This window comes from Pediococcus parvulus, assembly GCF_964063155.1.
Taxonomy (GTDB): domain Bacteria; phylum Bacillota; class Bacilli; order Lactobacillales; family Lactobacillaceae; genus Pediococcus; species Pediococcus parvulus.
The window spans coordinates 2,002,478-2,021,795 of record NZ_OZ061292.1; the positions used below are offsets into that span (position 1 = coordinate 2,002,478).

The window sequence follows — 19,318 nt, forward strand, 5'->3', positions numbered from 1 at the left end:
TTTTAAGATTTTAGCTATTAGAAATTGAATTTTACTTCTTTAGGTTTTGCTGCGACTAAAATTTTTCCTTGCCGGATTGAATACAAAACTTCCGAACGCTCATTTAGTGCATTATAAAAATTATCGTTATTTAAAATGATACAGTTTGCGGGTTTACCAACTTCAATACCGTAATGATCTGTAATGTGTAAAGTTTTTGCAGCATTATTGGTCACAAAATTATACGAGTCCAAAATACTTTGATAACCCATCATTTGTTCAGCGTGAATCCCCATATGAACGGGGTCCATCATATTTCCGTTCCCCATGGGATACCACGGATCTTTCACATCATCTTCCCCAAATGAAACGTTAATTCCAGCTTCAGTTAAGTCCTTAATTCGAGTGATTCCTCGGCGTTTTGGATAGGTATCAAATCGGCCACCCAAATGAATGTTAACTAATGGGTTAGAAACCATATTAATTTTTGCCAATTTTAGAAGACGGAATAATTTATAACAGTAGGCATTGTTATATGAACCCATCGCCGTGGTGTGACTTGCCGTCACGCGGTCAGTCAATCCCGTTTCATAGGCTAAAGTAGCCAATACTTCAAGATTTCGAGAATTGGGATCATCGATTTCATCACAATGCACATCAATCAAACGATCATATTTTTCGGCTAACTCTGCGATGTAATGGAGTGATTGCACACCATAATCACGCGTAAATTCGTAATGTGGAATTCCACCAATTACATCGGCTCCTTCTTTAACAGCCGTCTCTAATAATTCTTTGCCATGTGGATATGACAAAACTCCTTCTTGGGGAAAGGCGACTAATTGAACTTCAACAATATCCTTCATTTCTTCTTTAACTTCCAGCAAAGCTTCCAATGCCGTCATAGTCGGGTCGGTCGTATCAACATGGCTGCGAACAACTTGAATTCCGTTTTCTACCTGTTTTTTGATGGTTGCTTTTGCGCGGGTTTTGACATCTTCTCGAGACAAGGTTTTCTTTCGCTCTGACCAAATCCGAATCCCATCAAATAAAGTTCCCGTTTGATTCCATTCCGGTTCACCTGCCGTTAAGGTTGCATCAAGATGCACATGAGAATCGATAAATGGTGGTAAAAGTAACTTTCCGTTGGCTTCAATTGTTTGTTCATTTTCATGACTCGCCAAATGGCTGCCAATTTCAATAAACTTTTCGTTTTCAATCCGTACATCCTGTTTATTTTCAGAATTTTCGATAAACACATTTTTAATTAACATGTTTCTCCTCCTTATTTAAATTGAACTTCATCACAAGATAGTAAACAAAACCAACAAGAATCATAACAATGAACGTTGCCCCCGTATAATCTTCGACCCAATTTATTTTCTGCAAAAGAAGATACACAACGACGCCCAAAACCCACAGTACAAACGCTAGCCAATGAATTCCACCTTGATACCAGTACTGACCTCCTTTTCTGGAAAGCTCCTTTGCTTGATAGTTTCTGTCCCGAATCAAGAAATAGTCAACACACATGATACTGATAATCGGACCGAGAACCATTCCCACATAGTCCAAAAAAGCTGTGAAAGTGTCTAAGAAGCTGCCAACAAAAACCGGAACAAATGTCACGACTGTGGCTAATATTGTCACTATCCACAGCGATTTTTTTAGGCTAATTTTTGGAAACATATTATTAACTGCCGATCCTGCAGCTTGCAGATTTACGGCATTGGCTGTCATACTAGTTAGTACAATGACAATCATCGCAATCGATCCCAGCCCAAGCCGGTTGGCAATGGTACTAGGATCTGAATTGTTTGCATCATACACACCTGAGGTAATGGCAATACTGATTGTGGCTACTAACCCAATAAATGCAAACCAGAAAACACCCAAATCTGCACCAATGAACGGTGCCGTTACGGCGATATGTTTTTTATTTGTAAAACGGGTAAAATCAGCTCCTGCGGTAACCCAAGCTAAGTTGAACGCAGCCAGTGTATCAATTGCAGCTCCAAAAGGCATTTTATGCATATTAGGAACTTTCCAGTTTGTGATTTGAGAAAATGAAACATCACGAAAAACAACGATCGATTCCCAAAGAACGAAAATAATTACAAGAATTATTCCTATTCGTTCAATAATTTGAATCGACCGTTGCCCGGAAGAAATACTTATTAAGTGCAAAATGCTCATAACCAAAATACCAAATACCAGACCTTTATTACCACCAGGTTGTCCATAGACCGGCCATCCCAACAATGAATGTAAAATGTACGACATAGACGTCGCCGCAATAAACGTGTTAACAGCTGTCCATCCCACGAACTGAGTGACATTAACCATTGATGGTACAATACTTCCACGAATACCAAATGAAGCACGAGAAATGGCCATCGTGGTTGCACCAGTTTTGTAACCCATGTAACCTACAAGTGATAAAAATATGTATGAAATACTTGACGCCACAATTAAAGCTTTAATACCGCCCCAAAATCCACAAGCAGCAATGATTCCACCAACGAACCATGTGCCATTGTTAGCGTTAGCACCAACCCAAGTCGCAAACATGTCCCAATAAGACATGTGTCGGTTCTCTTCTGGCACAATATCTACCGTGTATCGATCTTTGGTTTCCATAAAAAATTTCCTCCTTAGAATTTTTACACATTTTTATTGATTATACACTTCCTGTGAAAAAAATCGAGAACTTTTTTATTGAAATCTAACAATCTGATGCTATCAACCAAAATGCAATTACTTAATTTACTTTTAGCTAGTGACTTCTGAAGTGGGGACGCCCGTTCTCAACTTGAAAAATCTTTAAATGAAAATAGTGCACAAACCATTTTTGATAGTTAAAAGCAAATAGCATAATCAAAGTAACACCCACAACAAGTATTAATATGGCTAACAGAGTTACAGTTTCGAAGATGAAAAATAGCATTAGAATGCTGACTAGAAAAGTCAGAATTAGAATTTTAGATGCTAAAAATACAAAATACAGTATGCGAGCTTTATTAGAAATCATTTTTCTATCGTGTATGTAATGCGAACTATTTTTCATAAAGTTTGGAATGTTGATATTTCCACGACGAAATGCCAATTTTCGTCCTTGTGGAGTAGAATGCCAGCCTAAAACAAAGATGATCTTGTAGCAGATCTCCCATAAGCACAGCATAACAGGTGTCGCAAATAGAAAATAAATAAAAGCACTAATACTTTCGTTAGTGGTTGGAAATAAATAATTTCCAATCCTTCCTGTTTTTTGCGAAATCCAAATACTTGCTAGAACTAATATGGCCCATAACCACCAAATCTTAGCAGATGTTTTTTCTACCCGTTGTGCGTTATACATATTCAGTGTCTGTTCTACACTAAAACCCCGATCATTCTCAGTTTCGTGCACAGTATTACAAAAAATAATTGCTTTTTGGATCACGTATACTGTTTCATCTATATCAGATTGACGGGCCGCAACTAACGGAATGGCTATCCCTGCTTTACCATCGATCGGCGCCTCCAAAGAAAGATTAAGTGTCGTCACTAGATTACGTTGTGTAGTCGTAACATCTGCAAGATATTCCCACCCAATTAATTTTGGTTTTCTCTTGAAGAGTACTACTTTATTTAACAGCCCTCGTGATGAAAGGACCAACAAATTCGGTTTTATTAGTCTATAAACAGTAATGATAGACGGCAATCCAAAAACAAGCATAATAAAGAAACCCATAAAGTAATTATTTGAATCATATTTTGCTATTAAGGTTCCAATTACAACAAAAGCTGCGTTTAACAGAAGATAGAGTAGTTCATATAACCTGTACGCGTTTAAATAAAATTTCATAGCGACTCCGTCCATGCACATTCAAGGTGCAATTAGTGGCTTATTTTCAATAACCGATCTCTTGATTCCATTTAATTTGAAGCCACTTATCGGATTCGGACCGATGACCCCTTCCTTACCATGGAAGTGCTCTACCTAGCTGAGCTAAAGCGGCATAAAAATTACCCAAATAAGTATACCATATCTGTAAAATTTCCTTCAATGGCCGATATTTGGATAAAAAAAAAGCTTCCAATTAAGGAAACTTTTAGGTTGCATGGCAACGTCCTACCCTCGCAGGGAGCGATCCCCCAACTACTCTCGGCGCTAAGAAGCTTAACTTCTGTGTTCGACATGGGAACAGGTGTATCCTTCTCGCTATCGCCACCACACTTCTCCGATCCACCTTCGTGGCTCGTGTGAAAGAAATTTATTCTCTCAAAACTAAATAATATCGAATCCTTCTCTTCAAGAACACCACTTTGTGGTTAAGTCCTCGACCGATTAGTATTGGTCCGCTCCATGTATCACTACACTTCCACTCCCAACCTATCTACCTGATCATCTCTCAGGGGTCTTACTTCCATAAATGGAATGGGAAATCTCATCTTGAGGCGAGTTTCACACTTAGATGCTTTCAGCGTTTATCTCATCCATACGTAGCTACCCAGCGATGCTCCTGGCGGAACAACTGGTACACCAGCGGTATGTCCATCCCGGTCCTCTCGTACTAAGGACAGATCCTCTCAAATTTCCTACGCCCGCGACGGATAGGGACCGAACTGTCTCACGACGTTCTGAACCCAGCTCGCGTACCGCTTTAATGGGCGAACAGCCCAACCCTTGGGACCGACTACAGCCCCAGGATGCGATGAGCCGACATCGAGGTGCCAAACCTCCCCGTCGATGTGAACTCTTGGGGGAGATAAGCCTGTTATCCCCAGGGTAGCTTTTATCCGTTGAGCGATGGCCCTTCCATACGGTACCACCGGATCACTAAGCCCGACTTTCGTCCCTGCTCGACCTGTCTGTCTCGCAGTCAAGCTCTCTTCTGCCTTTACACTCATTGAATGATTTCCAACCATTCTGAGAGAACCTTTGGGCGCCTCCGTTACTCTTTAGGAGGCGACCGCCCCAGTCAAACTGCCCACCTGACACTGTCTTCCGCCACGCTTAGTGGCGCGAGTTAGAGGGTTCATACAGCGAGGGTAGTATCCCACCAACGCCTCCACCGAAACTAGCGTTCCGGTTTCTATGGCTCCTACCTATCCTGTACAAGCTGTACAAACACTCAATATCAAGCTACAGTAAAGCTCCATGGGGTCTTTCCGTCCTGTCGCGGGTAACCCGCATCTTCACGGGTATTATAATTTCACCGAGTCTCTCGTTGAGACAGTGCCCAGATCGTTACGCCTTTCGTGCGGGTCGGAACTTACCCGACAAGGAATTTCGCTACCTTAGGACCGTTATAGTTACGGCCGCCGTTTACTGGGGCTTCATTTCAAAGCTTCGCCGAAGCTAACTCATTCACTTAACCTTCCAGCACCGGGCAGGCGTCAGCCCCTATACGTCATCTTACGATTTTGCAGAAACCTGTGTTTTTGATAAACAGTCGCCTGGGCCTATTCACTGCGGCTGATCTTTCGATCAGCACCCCTTCTCCCGAAGTTACGGGGTCATTTTGCCGAGTTCCTTAACGAGAGTTCTCTCGCTCACCTGAGGATACTCTCCTCGACTACCTGTGTCGGTTTGCGGTACGGGTAGTTAAACTCTAACTAGAAGCTTTTCTCGGCAGTGTGACATCAGGAACTTCGTTACTTTAAATTTCACTCCCCATCACAGCTTGTCCTTAAAGTTGAAAGCATTTAACTCTCAACAAGACTCGCTGCTTGGGCGCACATATCCAACCGTGCGCATTCCTTAGCCTCCTGCGTCCCTCCATTGTTCAAACAAGTTTAACTAGTACAGGAATCTCAACCTGTTATCCATCGTCTACGCCTCTCGGCCTCGACTTAGGTCCCGACTAACCCTGGGTGGACGAGCCTTCCCCAGGAAACCTTAGTCATTCGGTGGACAGGATTCTCACCTGTCTTTCGCTACTCATACCGGCATTCTCACTTCTAAGCGCTCCAACAGTCCTCACGGTCTGCCTTCATTGCCCTTAGAACGCTCTCCTATCACGCCACCTTGCGGTGGCATCCACAGTCTCGGTAATATGTTTAAGCCCCGGTACATTTTCGGCGCAGAATCACTCGACTAGTGAGCTATTACGCACTCTTTAAATGATGGCTGCTTCTGAGCCAACATCCTAGTTGTCTATGCAACTCCACATCCTTTTCCACTTAACATATATTTAGGGACCTTAACTGGTGGTCTGGGCTGTTCCCCTTTCGACGATGGATCTTATCACTCACCGTCTGACTCCCGGACATAAATCAATGGCATTCGGAGTTTATCTGAATTCAGTAACCCAAGACGGGCCCCTAGTCCAAACAGTGGCTCTACCTCCATGATCCTTAATCCGAGGCTAGCCCTAAAGCTATTTCGGAGAGAACCAGCTATCTCCAAGTTCGTTTGGAATTTCACCGCTACCCACACCTCATCTCAGCACTTTTCAACGTACACGAGTTCGGTCCTCCAGTGCGTTTTACCGCACCTTCAACCTGGACATGGGTAGGTCACTTGGTTTCGGGTCTACATCTACATACTCAGTCGCCCTATTCAGACTCGCTTTCGCTGCGGCTCCGTTTCTTCAACTTAACCTGGCATGTAAACGTAACTCGCCGGTTCATTCTACAAAAGGCACGCCATCACCCCTTAACGGGCTCTGACTTCTTGTAGGCACATGGTTTCAAGAACTGTTTCACTCCCCTTCCGGGGTGCTTTTCACCTTTCCCTCACGGTACTGGTTCACTATCGGTCACTAGGGAGTATTTAGCCTTGGGAGATGGTCCTCCCGGATTCCGACGGAGTTACACGTGTTCCGCCGTACTCAGGATCCTGAACTGAGGGATCTTCATTTTGCCTACGGGGCTATCACCCGCTCTGGCCAGTCTTCCCAGACTGTTCGGCTATGAAAATCTTTGGTAACTCAAATGTTCAGTCCTACAACCCCAGGAAGCAAGCTTCCTGGTTTGGGCTGTTCCCCGTTCGCTCGCCGCTACTTAGGGAATCGATATTTCTTTCTCTTCCTGCGGGTACTGAGATGTTTCAGTTCCCCGCGTCTACCTCCAGCCACGCTATGAATTCACGTAGTGGTAACAACGGATTAGTGTTGTTGGGTTTCCCCATTCGGAAATCTCCGGATCAAAGCTTACTTACAGCTCCCCGAAGCATATCGGTGTTAGTCCCGTCCTTCATCGGCTCCTAGTACCAAGGCATTCACCATGCGCCCTTTATAACTTAACCTAACTTTACCAAAGGTAAAGTGGTTTTGAGTTTAGCGATTATTTTTCGAACTAATCTTGTTTTAAAACTCTATAAAACGCGGTGTTCTCGGTTTAATTACATTATAATAAATAATTAAAATTAGAAAATTTTTCGATATTATTTAGTTTTCAAAGAACAAATTTTGAGAGTAAACCTCTCAAAACTAAACAAAGTTTCGACAATGTGTAGGTTTCCGTTTCTAAATATCCTTAGAAAGGAGGTGATCCAGCCGCAGGTTCTCCTACGGCTACCTTGTTACGACTTCACCCCAATCATCTGTCCCACCTTAGACGGCTAGCTCCCGAAGGTTACTCCACCGGCTTTGGGTGTTACAAACTCTCATGGTGTGACGGGCGGTGTGTACAAGGCCCGGGAACGTATTCACCGCGGCATGCTGATCCGCGATTACTAGCGATTCCAACTTCGTGCAGGCGAGTTGCAGCCTGCAGTCCGAACTGAGAACGGTTTTAAGAGATTAGCTAAACCTCGCGGTCTCGCAACTCGTTGTACCGTCCATTGTAGCACGTGTGTAGCCCAGGTCATAAGGGGCATGATGATTTGACGTCGTCCCCACCTTCCTCCGGTTTGTCACCGGCAGTCTCACTAGAGTGCCCAACTTAATGCTGGCAACTAATAATAAGGGTTGCGCTCGTTGCGGGACTTAACCCAACATCTCACGACACGAGCTGACGACAACCATGCACCACCTGTCATTCTGTCCCCGAAGGGAACGTCTAATCTCTTAGATTGGCAGAAGATGTCAAGACCTGGTAAGGTTCTTCGCGTAGCTTCGAATTAAACCACATGCTCCACCGCTTGTGCGGGCCCCCGTCAATTCTTTTGAGTTTCAACCTTGCGGTCGTACTCCCCAGGCGGAATGCTTAATGCGTTAGCTGCAGCACTGAAGGGCGGAAACCCTCCAACACTTAGCATTCATCGTTTACGGCATGGACTACCAGGGTATCTAATCCTGTTCGCTACCCATGCTTTCGAGCCTCAGCGTCAGTTACAGACCAGACAGCCGCCTTCGCCACTGGTGTTCTTCCATATATCTACGCATTTCACCGCTACACATGGAGTTCCACTGTCCTCTTCTGCACTCAAGTCTTCCAGTTTCCAATGCACTTCTTCGGTTAAGCCGAAGGCTTTCACATTAGACTTAAAAGACCGCCTGCGCTCGCTTTACGCCCAATAAATCCGGATAACGCTTGCCACCTACGTATTACCGCGGCTGCTGGCACGTAGTTAGCCGTGGCTTTCTGGTTGGATACCGTCACTGCATGAGCAGTTACTCTCACACACGTTCTTCTCCAACAACAGAGTTTTACGACCCTAAAGCCTTCATCACTCACGCGGCGTTGCTCCATCAGACTTTCGTCCATTGTGGAAGATTCCCTACTGCTGCCTCCCGTAGGAGTCTGGGCCGTGTCTCAGTCCCAATGTGGCCGATTACCCTCTCAGGTCGGCTACGTATCACTGCCTTGGTGAGCCTTTATCTCACCAACTAGCTAATACGCCGCGGGTCCATCCAGAAGTGATAGCCGAAGCCATCTTTTAAAAGTAAACCATGCGGTTTACTTTGTTATGCGGTATTAGCATCTGTTTCCAGGTGTTATCCCCCACTTCTGGGCAGGTTACCCACGTGTTACTCACCCGTTCGCCACTCACTTTATAGCTAAAATCATCTTCGGTGCGAGCACCTCTAATTCATTCAACGAAAGTGCGTTCGACTTGCATGTATTAGGCACGCCGCCAGCGTTCATCCTGAGCCAAGATCAAACTCTCATATTATACTTGAGTTTTTACAAGCTCATTTGTTGTTTCATTGTTTAAAGCGAATTGACTTCGCAAATTGTTTGCTCCAAAATTTTCATTTGAAGACCCTACACATTTTGTTTCGTCGAAACTTTGTTCAGTTTTCAAAGGTCTACCAATTGTCTTTTAAGAAAAATTTCTTTTTCCTTTGCGACAACTTTATTAGTATATCATCTGGCTAGCAGCTTGTCAACAAAAACTTTTAATTCTTTTTTGAAGAAGCAAGCTGTTCTCCGTCAGGCAACGTATATAAATATACCAAGTCATAAACATTTCGTCAAGCATTTTTTGAAATTTGTTTTGATTTGTTTCATTTTTTGCTGAAAATCACCGTGTTTTTCACCTATACCAATTTCAGATTGACTGCTTTTGATACCCATCGGATAAGCCATTTCCTAGTCGTTGAACGCCTAAATCAATTTGTGAAAGAGAAACGCTACTAAAACTAACTCTCGCGCCATTTTTATGTGATTTATCTGGAAACAGATTGGTTGAAGGAATCACCATCACATGAAAACTGGGCTTTAACTGTTTTGTTTGTATACTTTCTAGGTCGATATTCTCCGGAACAGTAATCCAAGTGAAGAATCCACCCTGTGGTTTCGTATAACTTACATTGTTTGGCATGTATTGTTGCATTGCTTTCATCATAGCATCCCGTTTGATTCGATAACTTTTTCGCAACTTCTCTAGATGGTTCGACAAACTATACTTTGATAGATAAGCATTCACTGTTTGAATCATGATATTTGAAGTCTCTAGATCCGCACCAGCTTTCAATTCTTGCAGCCGATTAAAAACTTGACCACCAGCTGATAACCATCCCAAACGCAATCCGGGAGCCAAGATTTTTGAAAAACTTCCTAATTGAATTACACGATTTTGTGTGTCCATTGACTTCAATGTAGGTAATGGCTCCCCTTCGTATCTTAGCCAGCGATAGGGAGCATCTTCCAAAATCAAAACATCATAACGGTTAGCTAATTCAATTAACTGCTGACGTTTTTCCAATGACATTACAATGCCAGTAGGATTTTGAAAATCTGGAATCGTATAGATAAGCTTTATGGAATTTTGAATTAGCATACGTTTTAGTTCAGTTAAATTCATCCCATCATCTTCCATGCTAACGGAAAAGTAATTTGGTTCATAAGCATCAAACGCAGCTAATGCGCCAATATATGTTGGGCCTTCTACAACCAAACCGTCGCCTTTGTTAATTACAAGCTTAGCAACTAAGTCCAATCCTTGCTGGGCACCTTGTGTCATCATAATCTGATTAGCACAAGTTGCTGTGCCATCAGCATTCAACAAATCAACAATTTTGCTTCGCAGCTCAGCAGATTCCTCACCCACCTGATACTGTAAGGGTGACTTTTGGTTAGTAACTGCAATTTGAAAACTGTCTGCTAATTCTTGGTTGGGAAACAAGCTGGCATCAGGAAAGCCACCCGTAAAAGAAATCATTTCAGGATCTCTACTTGGATAGATAGCATTCAACCCACTTTTTGAAGTTAACGAAACTCGACTAGCAAATTCTTCTTCCATTACAATTCCTCCATACTTTTTCGGTTTCCTTATTGACTCTATGATACTAATTATTTAGTATGAAGTAAAACTCAACGTTCTCAATAGAGCGTGAATGCTTTTCATCACTAAACTATTTGAAATTTACGTTTCATACTTATATATAGAAGGAAGTGCATTAGATGGCTAATTTTTCATATGAGATTTTTGCTCAAGTCGTGACCACTAACAATTTCGGTCAAGCCGCAAAAATACTAAACGTAACCCCAAGTGCAGTCAGTCATGCGATCAGTCAATTAGAACATGAACTAGGATTTCCATTATTTATCCGTAACCGAACTGGTGTGGAACTGACACCAGATGGCCAACAAATTTTACCTGTCATTCAGCACATTTTAAACAGTGAGGCTCAGTTGCAACAAGTTGCCGATCAAATCCGTGGTCTAAATTTAGGAACCGTTCGAATTGGCGCATTTAGTAGTGTGTGCATAAACTGGTTACCCAAAATTATTCGCCGGTTTAAGAAAAAATATCCTGGCGTCGAGGTGACAATCACCCAAGGGACCTTTTCAGAAATTGCCGAAATGACTCGCATTGGCTCTGTCGACATTGGCTTTGCCACACTTCCAGTAGATTCGCAGCTTCAAACAGAATCTCTAATCGAGGATCCTATCTACTGCGTCACTCCAGCAGACTTTGTACCCAAAAACAAAACTTATATTACAACCGATGACATTGGTGATTATCATTTTATTCTTCAACAAATTGACTATGATCGTGATACCAAGAAAACTTTGGATCAATACAACGTGGCCCCGAAAGCCATTAGTTATTCAATCGATGATCAATCCATCCTTTCTATGGTAGAAAGTGGACTGGGTTTTGGAATTTTGCCTAAGCTAGCGCTGCAAAAGTTGACTGGTGATGTGAATGTTTATCCCTTTTCACACCAATACAACCGCACAATCTGTCTCAGTGTCAACAAAACTCAAGCTGCATCCCCCTCTACAAAACTTATGATGACCGAAATCCATGATTACCTGACCCAACACTATCAAGATGATTACTTGGGGCATCGTTCAAAATAAACATAAAGCTAATCTCTGGTTGTAAGTTAACTCTTGTGGCCGGTGTGCAACGATATATTTATATAGATGGTGAAATTTGTTATTTTCAGAAGATCCATATTGTTCAAAAATAAACATGTGAGACTTTCACAAACCAAAGTTCAATCCACTGTTAAACAATTAGTGGATATAGATTGATTGGGCGGCCCAAAGAGTGACATATGAGGAGGATCTTTAGTATGAATAAATTAAAACTGCAGGTTACAATCGACAGACCAAAAGGATATGTGGATCAGTTTGGAAACGTATATCCATTAAACTACGGCTATATTTCTGGTATTATTGGCGGCGATGGTGAAAAACAGGATGTCTATGTGATATCAAAAAATGCAGAAACTCCCATCGGAACTTTTACTGGTATACTTGTCGCAATCATTCATCGTGATGATGATGTTGAGACAAAATGGGTAGTTACATCTGAAAAAGAAGTAATATCCGAAAAAGAAATTTTTGAAAATACCCAATTTTTAGAAAAGCATTTCAACTCAAGAATAGAAATCCTGTAAATCTGCTGCTTTTCAAATGAGTATAGTAGCATTTAGAGCGTTTAAACAGACTTTACTAGGCAGATAACAGAATCGTCTTAGTTTCTCTGTTCATTTTAAGGCTAAATTGACATATCCATTTCTGAAATGCTTTTACCTATTCTTATTGGTGAAAAATCTGTGCGTTTAATACTAGCAAGAAGTTATTACCTTTAATAAAATCTAACATTAAAATAATAAACACGTACGATCCCAAATACCCATAAAGCGCCAAATTATCAAACAGCACATTGCCTAAGATAATTTGACGCTTTTTTGAATTTTCCCATATCTTTAGAAAAGCTTCTGTATATAGAAGAGCAAAGATTTCAAATTATTTCTAGGTGTTTAATCAGTAGGACCGCTCGGCAAAATAAGAGGCTGATTATAACCACGACTCCCGCGGGATTGCGATCCCGCATCCGTCACCCAGCTTCCCTACTTTTCTCCGCTGAGCTTTAGGACCGCTCGGCAAAATAAGAGGCTGATTATAACCACGACTCCCGCGGGATTGCGATCCCGCATCCGTCACCCAGCTTCCCTACTTTTCTCCGCTGAGCTTTAGGACCGCTCGGCAAAATAAGAGGCTGATTATAACCACGACTCCCGCGGGATTGCGATCCCGCATCCGTCACCCAGCTTCCCTACTTTTCTCCGCTGAGCTTTAGGACCGCTCGGCAAAATAAGAGGCTGATTATAACCACGACTCCCGCGGGATTGCGATCCCGCATCCGTCGTGGTTATAATCAGCCTCTTACCATTTTGCCTCGCGCACTCTACTTAATTCGCACCAAGAAATACTTCTTCTTTCCACGACGGACAATGACAAACTTCCCTTCAAAGTGAGCACTTGGATCAATCTCTGCATCCACATCCTGCACCTTTTCACCATTAATCCAGATCGCACCATTCTTTACATCTTCTCGCGCCTGTCTTCTCGAAGCCTCAATCTTCGTATCATCAACCAACCACAATATAATGTTTTTCTTCTCAGCACTAACCTCAACAGATGGCATATTCTTAAATCCCTGTTCAATCTCTTCTGCAGTTAAATCCTGCACCTCACCAGAGAACAAAGCCTGAGTAATATGCTGTGCCTCAACCACCGCCTGTTTGCCATGCACAAATTCCGTCACTTCTTCTGCCAAACGACGCTGAGCCTCACGCTTCTCAGGCTCCGTACGTACCTTTTCTGCCAACGCCTTAATTTCGTCTTCATCAAGGAATGTGAAGTACTTCAAATATTTCACTACATCCCGATCATCCTGGTTAATCCAGAATTGATAGAATTCATATGGTGACGTCTTCTTAGGATCCAGCCAAACAGCTCCACCGGCCGTCTTACCAAACTTAGTCCCGTCTGCTTTCAACATTAATGGAATCGTCAGCGCAAACACATCTGTATCTGAACCTTCAATTTTATGGATCAAATCAATTCCAGCAGTAATATTACCCCATTGATCAGCACCACCAATTTGTAACTGAACATTTTCATGTTTATATAGATGAAGGAAATCAATTGATTGTAAAATCTGGTACGTAAACTCTGTGTATGAAATCCCTACTTCCAAACGACTTGCGACAACTTCCTTATTCAACATTGTATTCACATTAAATAACTTACCGTAATCGCGCAAGAAATCTAACAAAGAGATTTTTGAAAGCCAATCGTAGTTGTTCACGATAGTAAAGTTTTTCGTCCCAAACAGCTTGATCATTTGTGCGGATAACGCATCTTCATTATGTTTAACCTGCTCCATAGTCTGTAGAACTCGTTCAGAGTTTTTACCCGAAGGATCACCAATGGCACCAGTTCCACCACCAATTACAATTACCGGATGGTGACCCTGAAGCTGGAATCGTTTCAACATCATAAAGGGAATCAAATGGCCAATATGCAAACTATCACCAGTTGGATCAACACCGCAGTATAAACCAATTTGTTTCTTATCTGTAAGTTCATGTAATCCTTCTTCATCCGTTGTTTGATTGACGGCACCCCGCCATTTTAGTTCATCAATAATATTCATGTAATCGTCCTCCTTATTATTTTTGATATAAAAAAAATCCCTAAAGTCAATAAAGACTCTAGGGACGAATTTTTCCGCGTTACCACCCAAGTTATTACATTTCAATGTAATCACTCAACATCGATAACGGGATGAATCGCTAATTTAGGATTAGAAGCTCAACAAGTGTAATTCACAATTATCACATTCTGGTTCGCAATCCCACCAGATCTCTGAAATGTTGGATAATCTGCTACTTCGGTTGTCTCAATGCTTTTAATGTTAATTACATATTAAGAGAGTTGATTTCGCAAGTCAAGCATCTTTTTACAAAACTAGGCGAATCAACGCCATACAAATAATTCCGACCACCACAATCACAATCAAACTTTTAGAAATAATGGCGGCGATAAACGTGGGCACAGTTGCCAACAAATTATCGAGATTGACCGTTGGTAACGAGCCAGCGTGATGAGTAAAAATGTTTTCCATAATCAGCGCCGTCATAATGACAATGGGCACAAAACTCAAATAGCGAATCAACCACTTTGGTAAATCGAAGTTTTTAACCAGTACAAACGGAATTACCCGCGACAGCCATGTAACCAAGCCACAGCCAATAATTGCCCACATAACTTTCATCGTGATCGCCATTGTTCCACCACCATTCCTAAAAAGCATCCAATCAATGTCGTGGCAATCAACGCCACATTATCAGAAAAGAAGATTGTCAAGCCATACATTAACGCACAAACAATGACCACCATAACAACCTGAAATCCAAATGCTTTGCTGCGATCGGTAATCATTTGCAGGTAGAGAAGCCCGATAAACATCGCCACAAGGGCAAAATCAAGACCAAACGCTTTTGGATCGCCAACCAAATTTCCAAGAATGCCACCAGCTGCCGTGGCCAACGCCCATGTGAGATAGGCAACCAGATTGGCCCCGTGAAACCAGCTTGGTGCCAAACGATGATTCGTAAAATTAAGTTTGTTCATGCTTAACGCGAAAGATTCATCTGTTAGCAAAGTACCAATCCCAATGTTTTGCCAAATCGAATCTTGGCGAAAATATTGAGCTACCGTGGTACTCATTAAGATAAAACGCGCATTTACTAAGAATACAGACAACATGATAAACGGAATTGAACTGCCAACCAGCAATAAACTTACCATGATGAACTGTGCCGAACCAGCATATGTAATTAAAGACATCAAGAAAATTTCTAGAACACTCAAACCACTCGTTTTTCCGACAATTCCAAACGCCAAACCAATGCCAATGTACCCAAATACAGTTGGCAACGCATCTTTAACACCTGTTTCAAAATTTAGTTTATCATTCACTCAAGTTCATCCCTTACCCACTTTTATTTCCGCCAACAGCCTTTTTAACAAAAAATCAATTTATAAACGTTTTATTTGTTATAATTTAGACAAACTATTGTTCAGGAGGCACCCCTATGAAAACCTTGTATATCGACCACATCACCGTTGGCTCTTACACTTATCTTTTGGCAGTAGGTGACCGCGGTTTAGCTTTTGTCAGTTCGAACACTGATGGCGAAGATGACCTGCAGCATTATTTTCCTCACGTTCAAAAAGTGAAAAATTCGGTTAAGACCAATGCCTACGCACTAGCACTTAAAAAACTGTTAACCGGCGAATCGCAAAAATTCTCTCTACCAGTAGAGTTCAACGGAACCCCTTTTCAAAAATCTGTCTGGCAAGCTCTTTGCAATGTTCCTTATGGAGAAACGACAACTTACAGTGCATTAGCCGAAAAAATCCACCGACCAACTGCCATTCGAGCGGTTGCTAATGCAGTCGGAAGAAACCCCAATCAAATTGTGATTCCTTGTCATCGTGTATTGCGAAAAGACGGTTCAATTGGTGGTTATCATGGTGGTTTGCCTTTAAAACGTGACCTGTTAGCTCTTGAAGCGCGCACAAAACAAAGTTAACCTACCACTTCAAAAAGTTCACAAAGACAGTTCATATCTTCACTAAATGTTTTGCCAGCCTCTTTGTATTCTTGCTTAAAAAATGCCTCATGGACCTTACGCCAATAAGCTAATGTGCGATCACCTTCGCCTTCGTAGTACGCGTGTTCAGCGGTTACATTTTTATAAGGAACGACCTCCACAGCGAGTGTTTTTGTGATGCAAACTGGATGACCATGACCATCCAAAATCATGTTATATTCACCGACCTGCGGATAAGCCTCATCTTCTTCATATAAATCATATGCCGAAGTTGTGGCTGTTTTTATACCTCTGAATGTCAAATCAGCAAGTTCATTTGCCATCTCAGGTGTAGAGCCAAACGTCCAAGCACTGTAAACAGCACCATTTAACTGCTGCTCCTTTACAAACGTTTGCCAATAGGCTTTAATTTCAGCTTCATGTGACACCAAATCACCTCATTAAATATTTTTACCATTATAGCATTTTTACACGCCTCAAGTCCGTATCAATGTGCTACAAAATTGATTCGTTTTTCCTCATGGCGACTGGTCTTAACCATCTAATTAATTTAAACTTTCGGTCTGGTGTGATACGGTTTATTCAGGTAACTTAAATATAAGGAGATTATTTTTATGACAACTAAATTATCACGCGGTAAATTTGAAAACTTACAAAAACTAGCAGATGACGAAGGCACCATTAACATTCTGGGATTAGGTGAACAAACTAAATTTCAAGCGATGATGAAAACTGCTGAAGAGTCTGCCGGCCATCAATTTGAAGTTGATCAATGCATCGAATTTAAGCAAATTTTATCAGAGTTCTTATCACCAAATGTTTCCGGAGTGCTTTTGGATCCAACGCTGGGCACTAAAGCCATGCAATCTCGATCCAAGGATACTGGCCTAATCACCGTCTATGAGTTATCCGATCAAACACCTGACCACCTTTCCTTAAATCGTTTAGTTCATGCCAAAACGAATGGCGTCAAAGTTCGCGTGGTTTACAATCCCCACACTGATGAACAGACAACTGATCAAAAACTTGCGCTACTAGAACGCGTCGGCGCAGAAGCTTTAGCAGCTGATCTGCCCCTCTTTGTGGAACCCGTTGTTTATGATGATCAAGTTTCTGATAAATCAAGCGCCGAGTTTGCCAAATTGCAACCTGATCTGGTCATCGATACCATTAAGGAATTAACTAAAGAACGATATCACATTGACATTCTTCAAATAGAAACACCAATTAACTTTGCTTACACAGAAGGATTTGCAGAAAGCAATGCAACCGTTGTTTATTCTCAACGTGAAGCCGCAAAATTGTTGAAAGAAGCCAGTGACACCACCACGCGGCCATTTATTTTTCAAACTGGTGATAATTCTGTTGAAACCTTTCAAACTGCGGTTAAATTTGCGGGAAAGGCTGGAGCAAAATTTTCTGGTGTGATGACCGACTATTCTTTAGTCCAAGATGGCATCACTGCCTACGCTACTGAAGGGGAAAAAGGTCTCCATCAATGGTTAGAAACAACTGGAAACAAGAACTTAACTGATCTAAATGATATTCTCGAAAACTATGCAACTCCTTGGTACGATCGGTTTGGAGGTCAAAAAGATTTAGAGCTCTTTGACAATCCAATTAAATTATAAAAATCTAGAATAAACGCAATTTAGATTGTTATTTTGAACAAATGGTGCTATGATATCGGTGTGATATCAAGTAAACGGTTTCATATTCATTTTTATTTCTTAGAGGAGGTAGATTTTTATGAAAATTAGTGCTGATGTTTTAAAATCTCAAATTACGTTTAAGCCACAAAAAGATGGCGTTGATCCGTTTTTATCCTGGTGCCACATTCAGATTGATGGGGAAGAATATCCTCGTGGTGGGAAAAGTCTTTTAAAAAAACGAGTTTCTCGACCGAAAGTGCGTTCCAAAACAACCGTGGCTTATGACAAAGACAAAATTGATATCATAATTGAGGGTAATCTATATAAAAGTTATCCGATTACTGACCTTAAGTCATTAACAGTTTTCATCATGAGAGGCTTTGCTGTTTACTACCCTGGTCGTGTTTCTAACAACACGATTTCTATTTTAGAGTTTCCAGACACGCAATATTACTTTGACACACCAACCCCATTGCCGGCGGCCATTTTGTTGGCATCACCAATTTTCGATCACACTACCGTCAATGATCCGATGAATCTCAAAAGGTTCGGAAGTGGGCAAAGTTTACAAGATGTGAATGACCACATTGCTCGGATAGGTTACGAAAACTTGGTGAAAGATACGTCACTAAGTTGGTTGGCAACTACTTTTAATCCAGAAGAAGAGCCCTATCAACTTATGACCAATTGACAAAAGGCAGTTTGTGGCTTATCTTTGAGAAACTTAGACGTTTCAAACAGGAGGTCACAACTATCAGAGAACAGCATTTAATCAAACCTAAATATGGCTCACGTGCATTTTCGACATTTTTGTACTTCATTTTCATTCTAGCAACAATCTGTTTGTTTACAGTTTTCAATAAAAGTTTCGGTCAGATTGTAGCCACAAGCGATCCCATTGTGGACCGGATTGTGAGTGTTGTAAACGAAAAGCTACCTCAATATGATGGCTATTCCGTTCAACTCACTGAAGCTGTTATTAAACCTGATCTTAAAACTGCCGTTGGGCAAGTTTATGACGGTAAACAAATAAAAGTCGATCCAACAGCGTTTCAAAATAGTGTCAAACAACAACTTCAAGCGGACGGCGTGTCCACACTGATTATTAATTCTTCAATTGGAGCATCGATTGAGACAAAATTAACTAGTGAATATCAAAGTGCGTTTCAAAATCAATATTTGCTCGAATTTCGCGACCAGCTTCCAACCTACAAAATGATTACCTATCTCGTTATGCTAGTCACGTTTGTGTTTGGAACCTTATTTAGAATTCGGTATCGCAGATCAAGACATTATTAAACCCAAAGGGCAGTTAGGTTCTGAGCGCCGCCTAGACTAATCAGAAGAATCTGCCTTTTTCTTCAAAGTTTAGAAATAACATTCAGAAAATATAACGAGGCCGGACAAAACTATGTTTTTGTCCGACCTCGTTTTCTATTCTCC

General features: G+C 41.6%; 14 protein-coding genes, 1 tRNA gene, 3 rRNA genes and 1 other annotated feature. Of the genes, 6 read left to right on the top strand and 12 right to left on the bottom strand.

Going from position 1 to position 19,318, the window contains the following annotated elements:
- Positions 1-17: 17 nt before the first annotated feature.
- The 8 genes from codA to AB3217_RS10110 all read right to left on the bottom strand — a co-directional run bounded on the left by codA (position 18) and on the right by AB3217_RS10110 (position 10,597).
- On the bottom strand, positions 18-1,253 hold the full coding sequence (gene codA / locus AB3217_RS10075; protein WP_367366080.1) for a cytosine deaminase: 1,236 nt from the start codon (positions 1,251-1,253) through the stop codon (positions 18-20).
- Entirely contained in the window at positions 1,243-2,619 is a 1,377-nt protein-coding gene (locus tag AB3217_RS10080; protein ID WP_068806471.1) for a cytosine permease, read from the bottom strand. Before AB3217_RS10080 ends, codA begins: the two co-directional genes overlap by 11 nt.
- A 136-nt stretch (positions 2,620-2,755) precedes the next feature.
- The gene (locus tag AB3217_RS10085; RefSeq protein WP_367366081.1) at positions 2,756-3,826 is read right to left on the bottom strand and encodes a hypothetical protein; all 1,071 of its coding nucleotides are present in this window, start codon (positions 3,824-3,826) and stop codon (positions 2,756-2,758) included.
- A gap of 80 nt (positions 3,827-3,906) precedes the next feature.
- A tRNA-Thr gene (locus AB3217_RS10090) sits at positions 3,907-3,980 on the bottom strand.
- A 100-nt stretch (positions 3,981-4,080) separates the two neighbouring features.
- Positions 4,081-4,197 (bottom strand): 5S ribosomal RNA (gene rrf, locus AB3217_RS10095).
- Between the two features lie 92 nt (positions 4,198-4,289).
- Positions 4,290-7,213, bottom strand: a 23S ribosomal RNA gene (locus tag AB3217_RS10100).
- 234 nt (positions 7,214-7,447) lie between these two features.
- Positions 7,448-9,025: ribosomal RNA gene (locus AB3217_RS10105) — 16S ribosomal RNA — on the bottom strand.
- Together the 16S, 23S and 5S rRNA genes with 1 tRNA gene alongside form the textbook arrangement of a ribosomal RNA operon.
- A 378-nt stretch (positions 9,026-9,403) precedes the next feature.
- Entirely contained in the window at positions 9,404-10,597 is a 1,194-nt protein-coding gene (locus tag AB3217_RS10110) for a PLP-dependent aminotransferase family protein (RefSeq protein ID WP_260268001.1), read from the bottom strand.
- 161 nt (positions 10,598-10,758) lie between these two features.
- Between AB3217_RS10110 and AB3217_RS10115 the strand changes: the two genes are divergently transcribed.
- Together AB3217_RS10115 and AB3217_RS10120 are read left to right on the top strand one after the other, a co-directional pair.
- Positions 10,759-11,664: a LysR family transcriptional regulator gene (locus AB3217_RS10115; protein WP_057784829.1), complete on the top strand. Its 906-nt coding sequence runs from the start codon at positions 10,759-10,761 to the stop codon at positions 11,662-11,664.
- Positions 11,665-11,882: 218 nt separating this feature from the next.
- Positions 11,883-12,209, top strand: coding sequence for an inorganic pyrophosphatase (locus AB3217_RS10120; protein WP_057784830.1), 327 nt, complete (start codon positions 11,883-11,885; stop codon positions 12,207-12,209).
- Between the two features lie 794 nt (positions 12,210-13,003).
- On the opposite strand, the gene tyrS is transcribed toward AB3217_RS10120, so the two are convergent.
- The 3 genes from tyrS to AB3217_RS10135 all read right to left on the bottom strand — a co-directional run bounded on the left by tyrS (position 13,004) and on the right by AB3217_RS10135 (position 15,585).
- A complete protein-coding gene (gene tyrS / locus AB3217_RS10125) occupies positions 13,004-14,257 on the bottom strand; it encodes a tyrosine--tRNA ligase (RefSeq protein WP_068805056.1) in 1,254 nt (417 codons plus the stop codon).
- 57 nt (positions 14,258-14,314) lie between these two features.
- Positions 14,315-14,516 (bottom strand) — a binding site (T-box leader).
- A gap of 47 nt (positions 14,517-14,563) precedes the next feature.
- Complete coding sequence (locus tag AB3217_RS10130; protein ID WP_068805053.1) at positions 14,564-14,890, bottom strand: AzlD domain-containing protein; 327 nt, start codon at positions 14,888-14,890, stop codon at positions 14,564-14,566.
- On the bottom strand, positions 14,875-15,585 hold the full coding sequence (locus tag AB3217_RS10135) for an AzlC family ABC transporter permease (RefSeq protein ID WP_068805050.1): 711 nt from the start codon (positions 15,583-15,585) through the stop codon (positions 14,875-14,877). The genes AB3217_RS10130 and AB3217_RS10135 overlap by 16 nt, the downstream gene beginning before the upstream one ends.
- A 116-nt stretch (positions 15,586-15,701) precedes the next feature.
- Here AB3217_RS10135 and AB3217_RS10140 point away from each other — a divergent pair, with 116 nt between their 5' ends.
- Entirely contained in the window at positions 15,702-16,202 is a 501-nt protein-coding gene (locus AB3217_RS10140; RefSeq protein WP_057784834.1) for a methylated-DNA--[protein]-cysteine S-methyltransferase, read from the top strand.
- Here AB3217_RS10140 and AB3217_RS10145 read toward each other — a convergent pair.
- The gene (locus tag AB3217_RS10145) at positions 16,199-16,651 is read right to left on the bottom strand and encodes an ASCH domain-containing protein (RefSeq protein WP_057784835.1); all 453 of its coding nucleotides are present in this window, start codon (positions 16,649-16,651) and stop codon (positions 16,199-16,201) included. The two genes, AB3217_RS10140 and AB3217_RS10145, sit on opposite strands and share 4 nt — an antisense overlap.
- A gap of 186 nt (positions 16,652-16,837) precedes the next feature.
- Here AB3217_RS10145 and AB3217_RS10150 point away from each other — a divergent pair, with 186 nt between their 5' ends.
- The 3 genes from AB3217_RS10150 (at position 16,838) to AB3217_RS10160 (ending at position 19,174) form a co-directional block, all read left to right on the top strand.
- On the top strand, positions 16,838-17,854 hold the full coding sequence (locus AB3217_RS10150) for a tagatose 1,6-diphosphate aldolase (protein WP_068805045.1): 1,017 nt from the start codon (positions 16,838-16,840) through the stop codon (positions 17,852-17,854).
- Between the two features lie 118 nt (positions 17,855-17,972).
- Positions 17,973-18,566 (top strand): hypothetical protein, encoded by a 594-nt coding sequence (locus tag AB3217_RS10155; RefSeq protein ID WP_367366082.1) that lies wholly within the window; start codon positions 17,973-17,975, stop codon positions 18,564-18,566.
- The gene (locus tag AB3217_RS10160) at positions 18,563-19,174 is read left to right on the top strand and encodes a hypothetical protein (RefSeq protein ID WP_068805040.1); all 612 of its coding nucleotides are present in this window, start codon (positions 18,563-18,565) and stop codon (positions 19,172-19,174) included. The genes AB3217_RS10155 and AB3217_RS10160 overlap by 4 nt, the downstream gene beginning before the upstream one ends.
- Positions 19,175-19,318 lie beyond the last annotated feature (144 nt).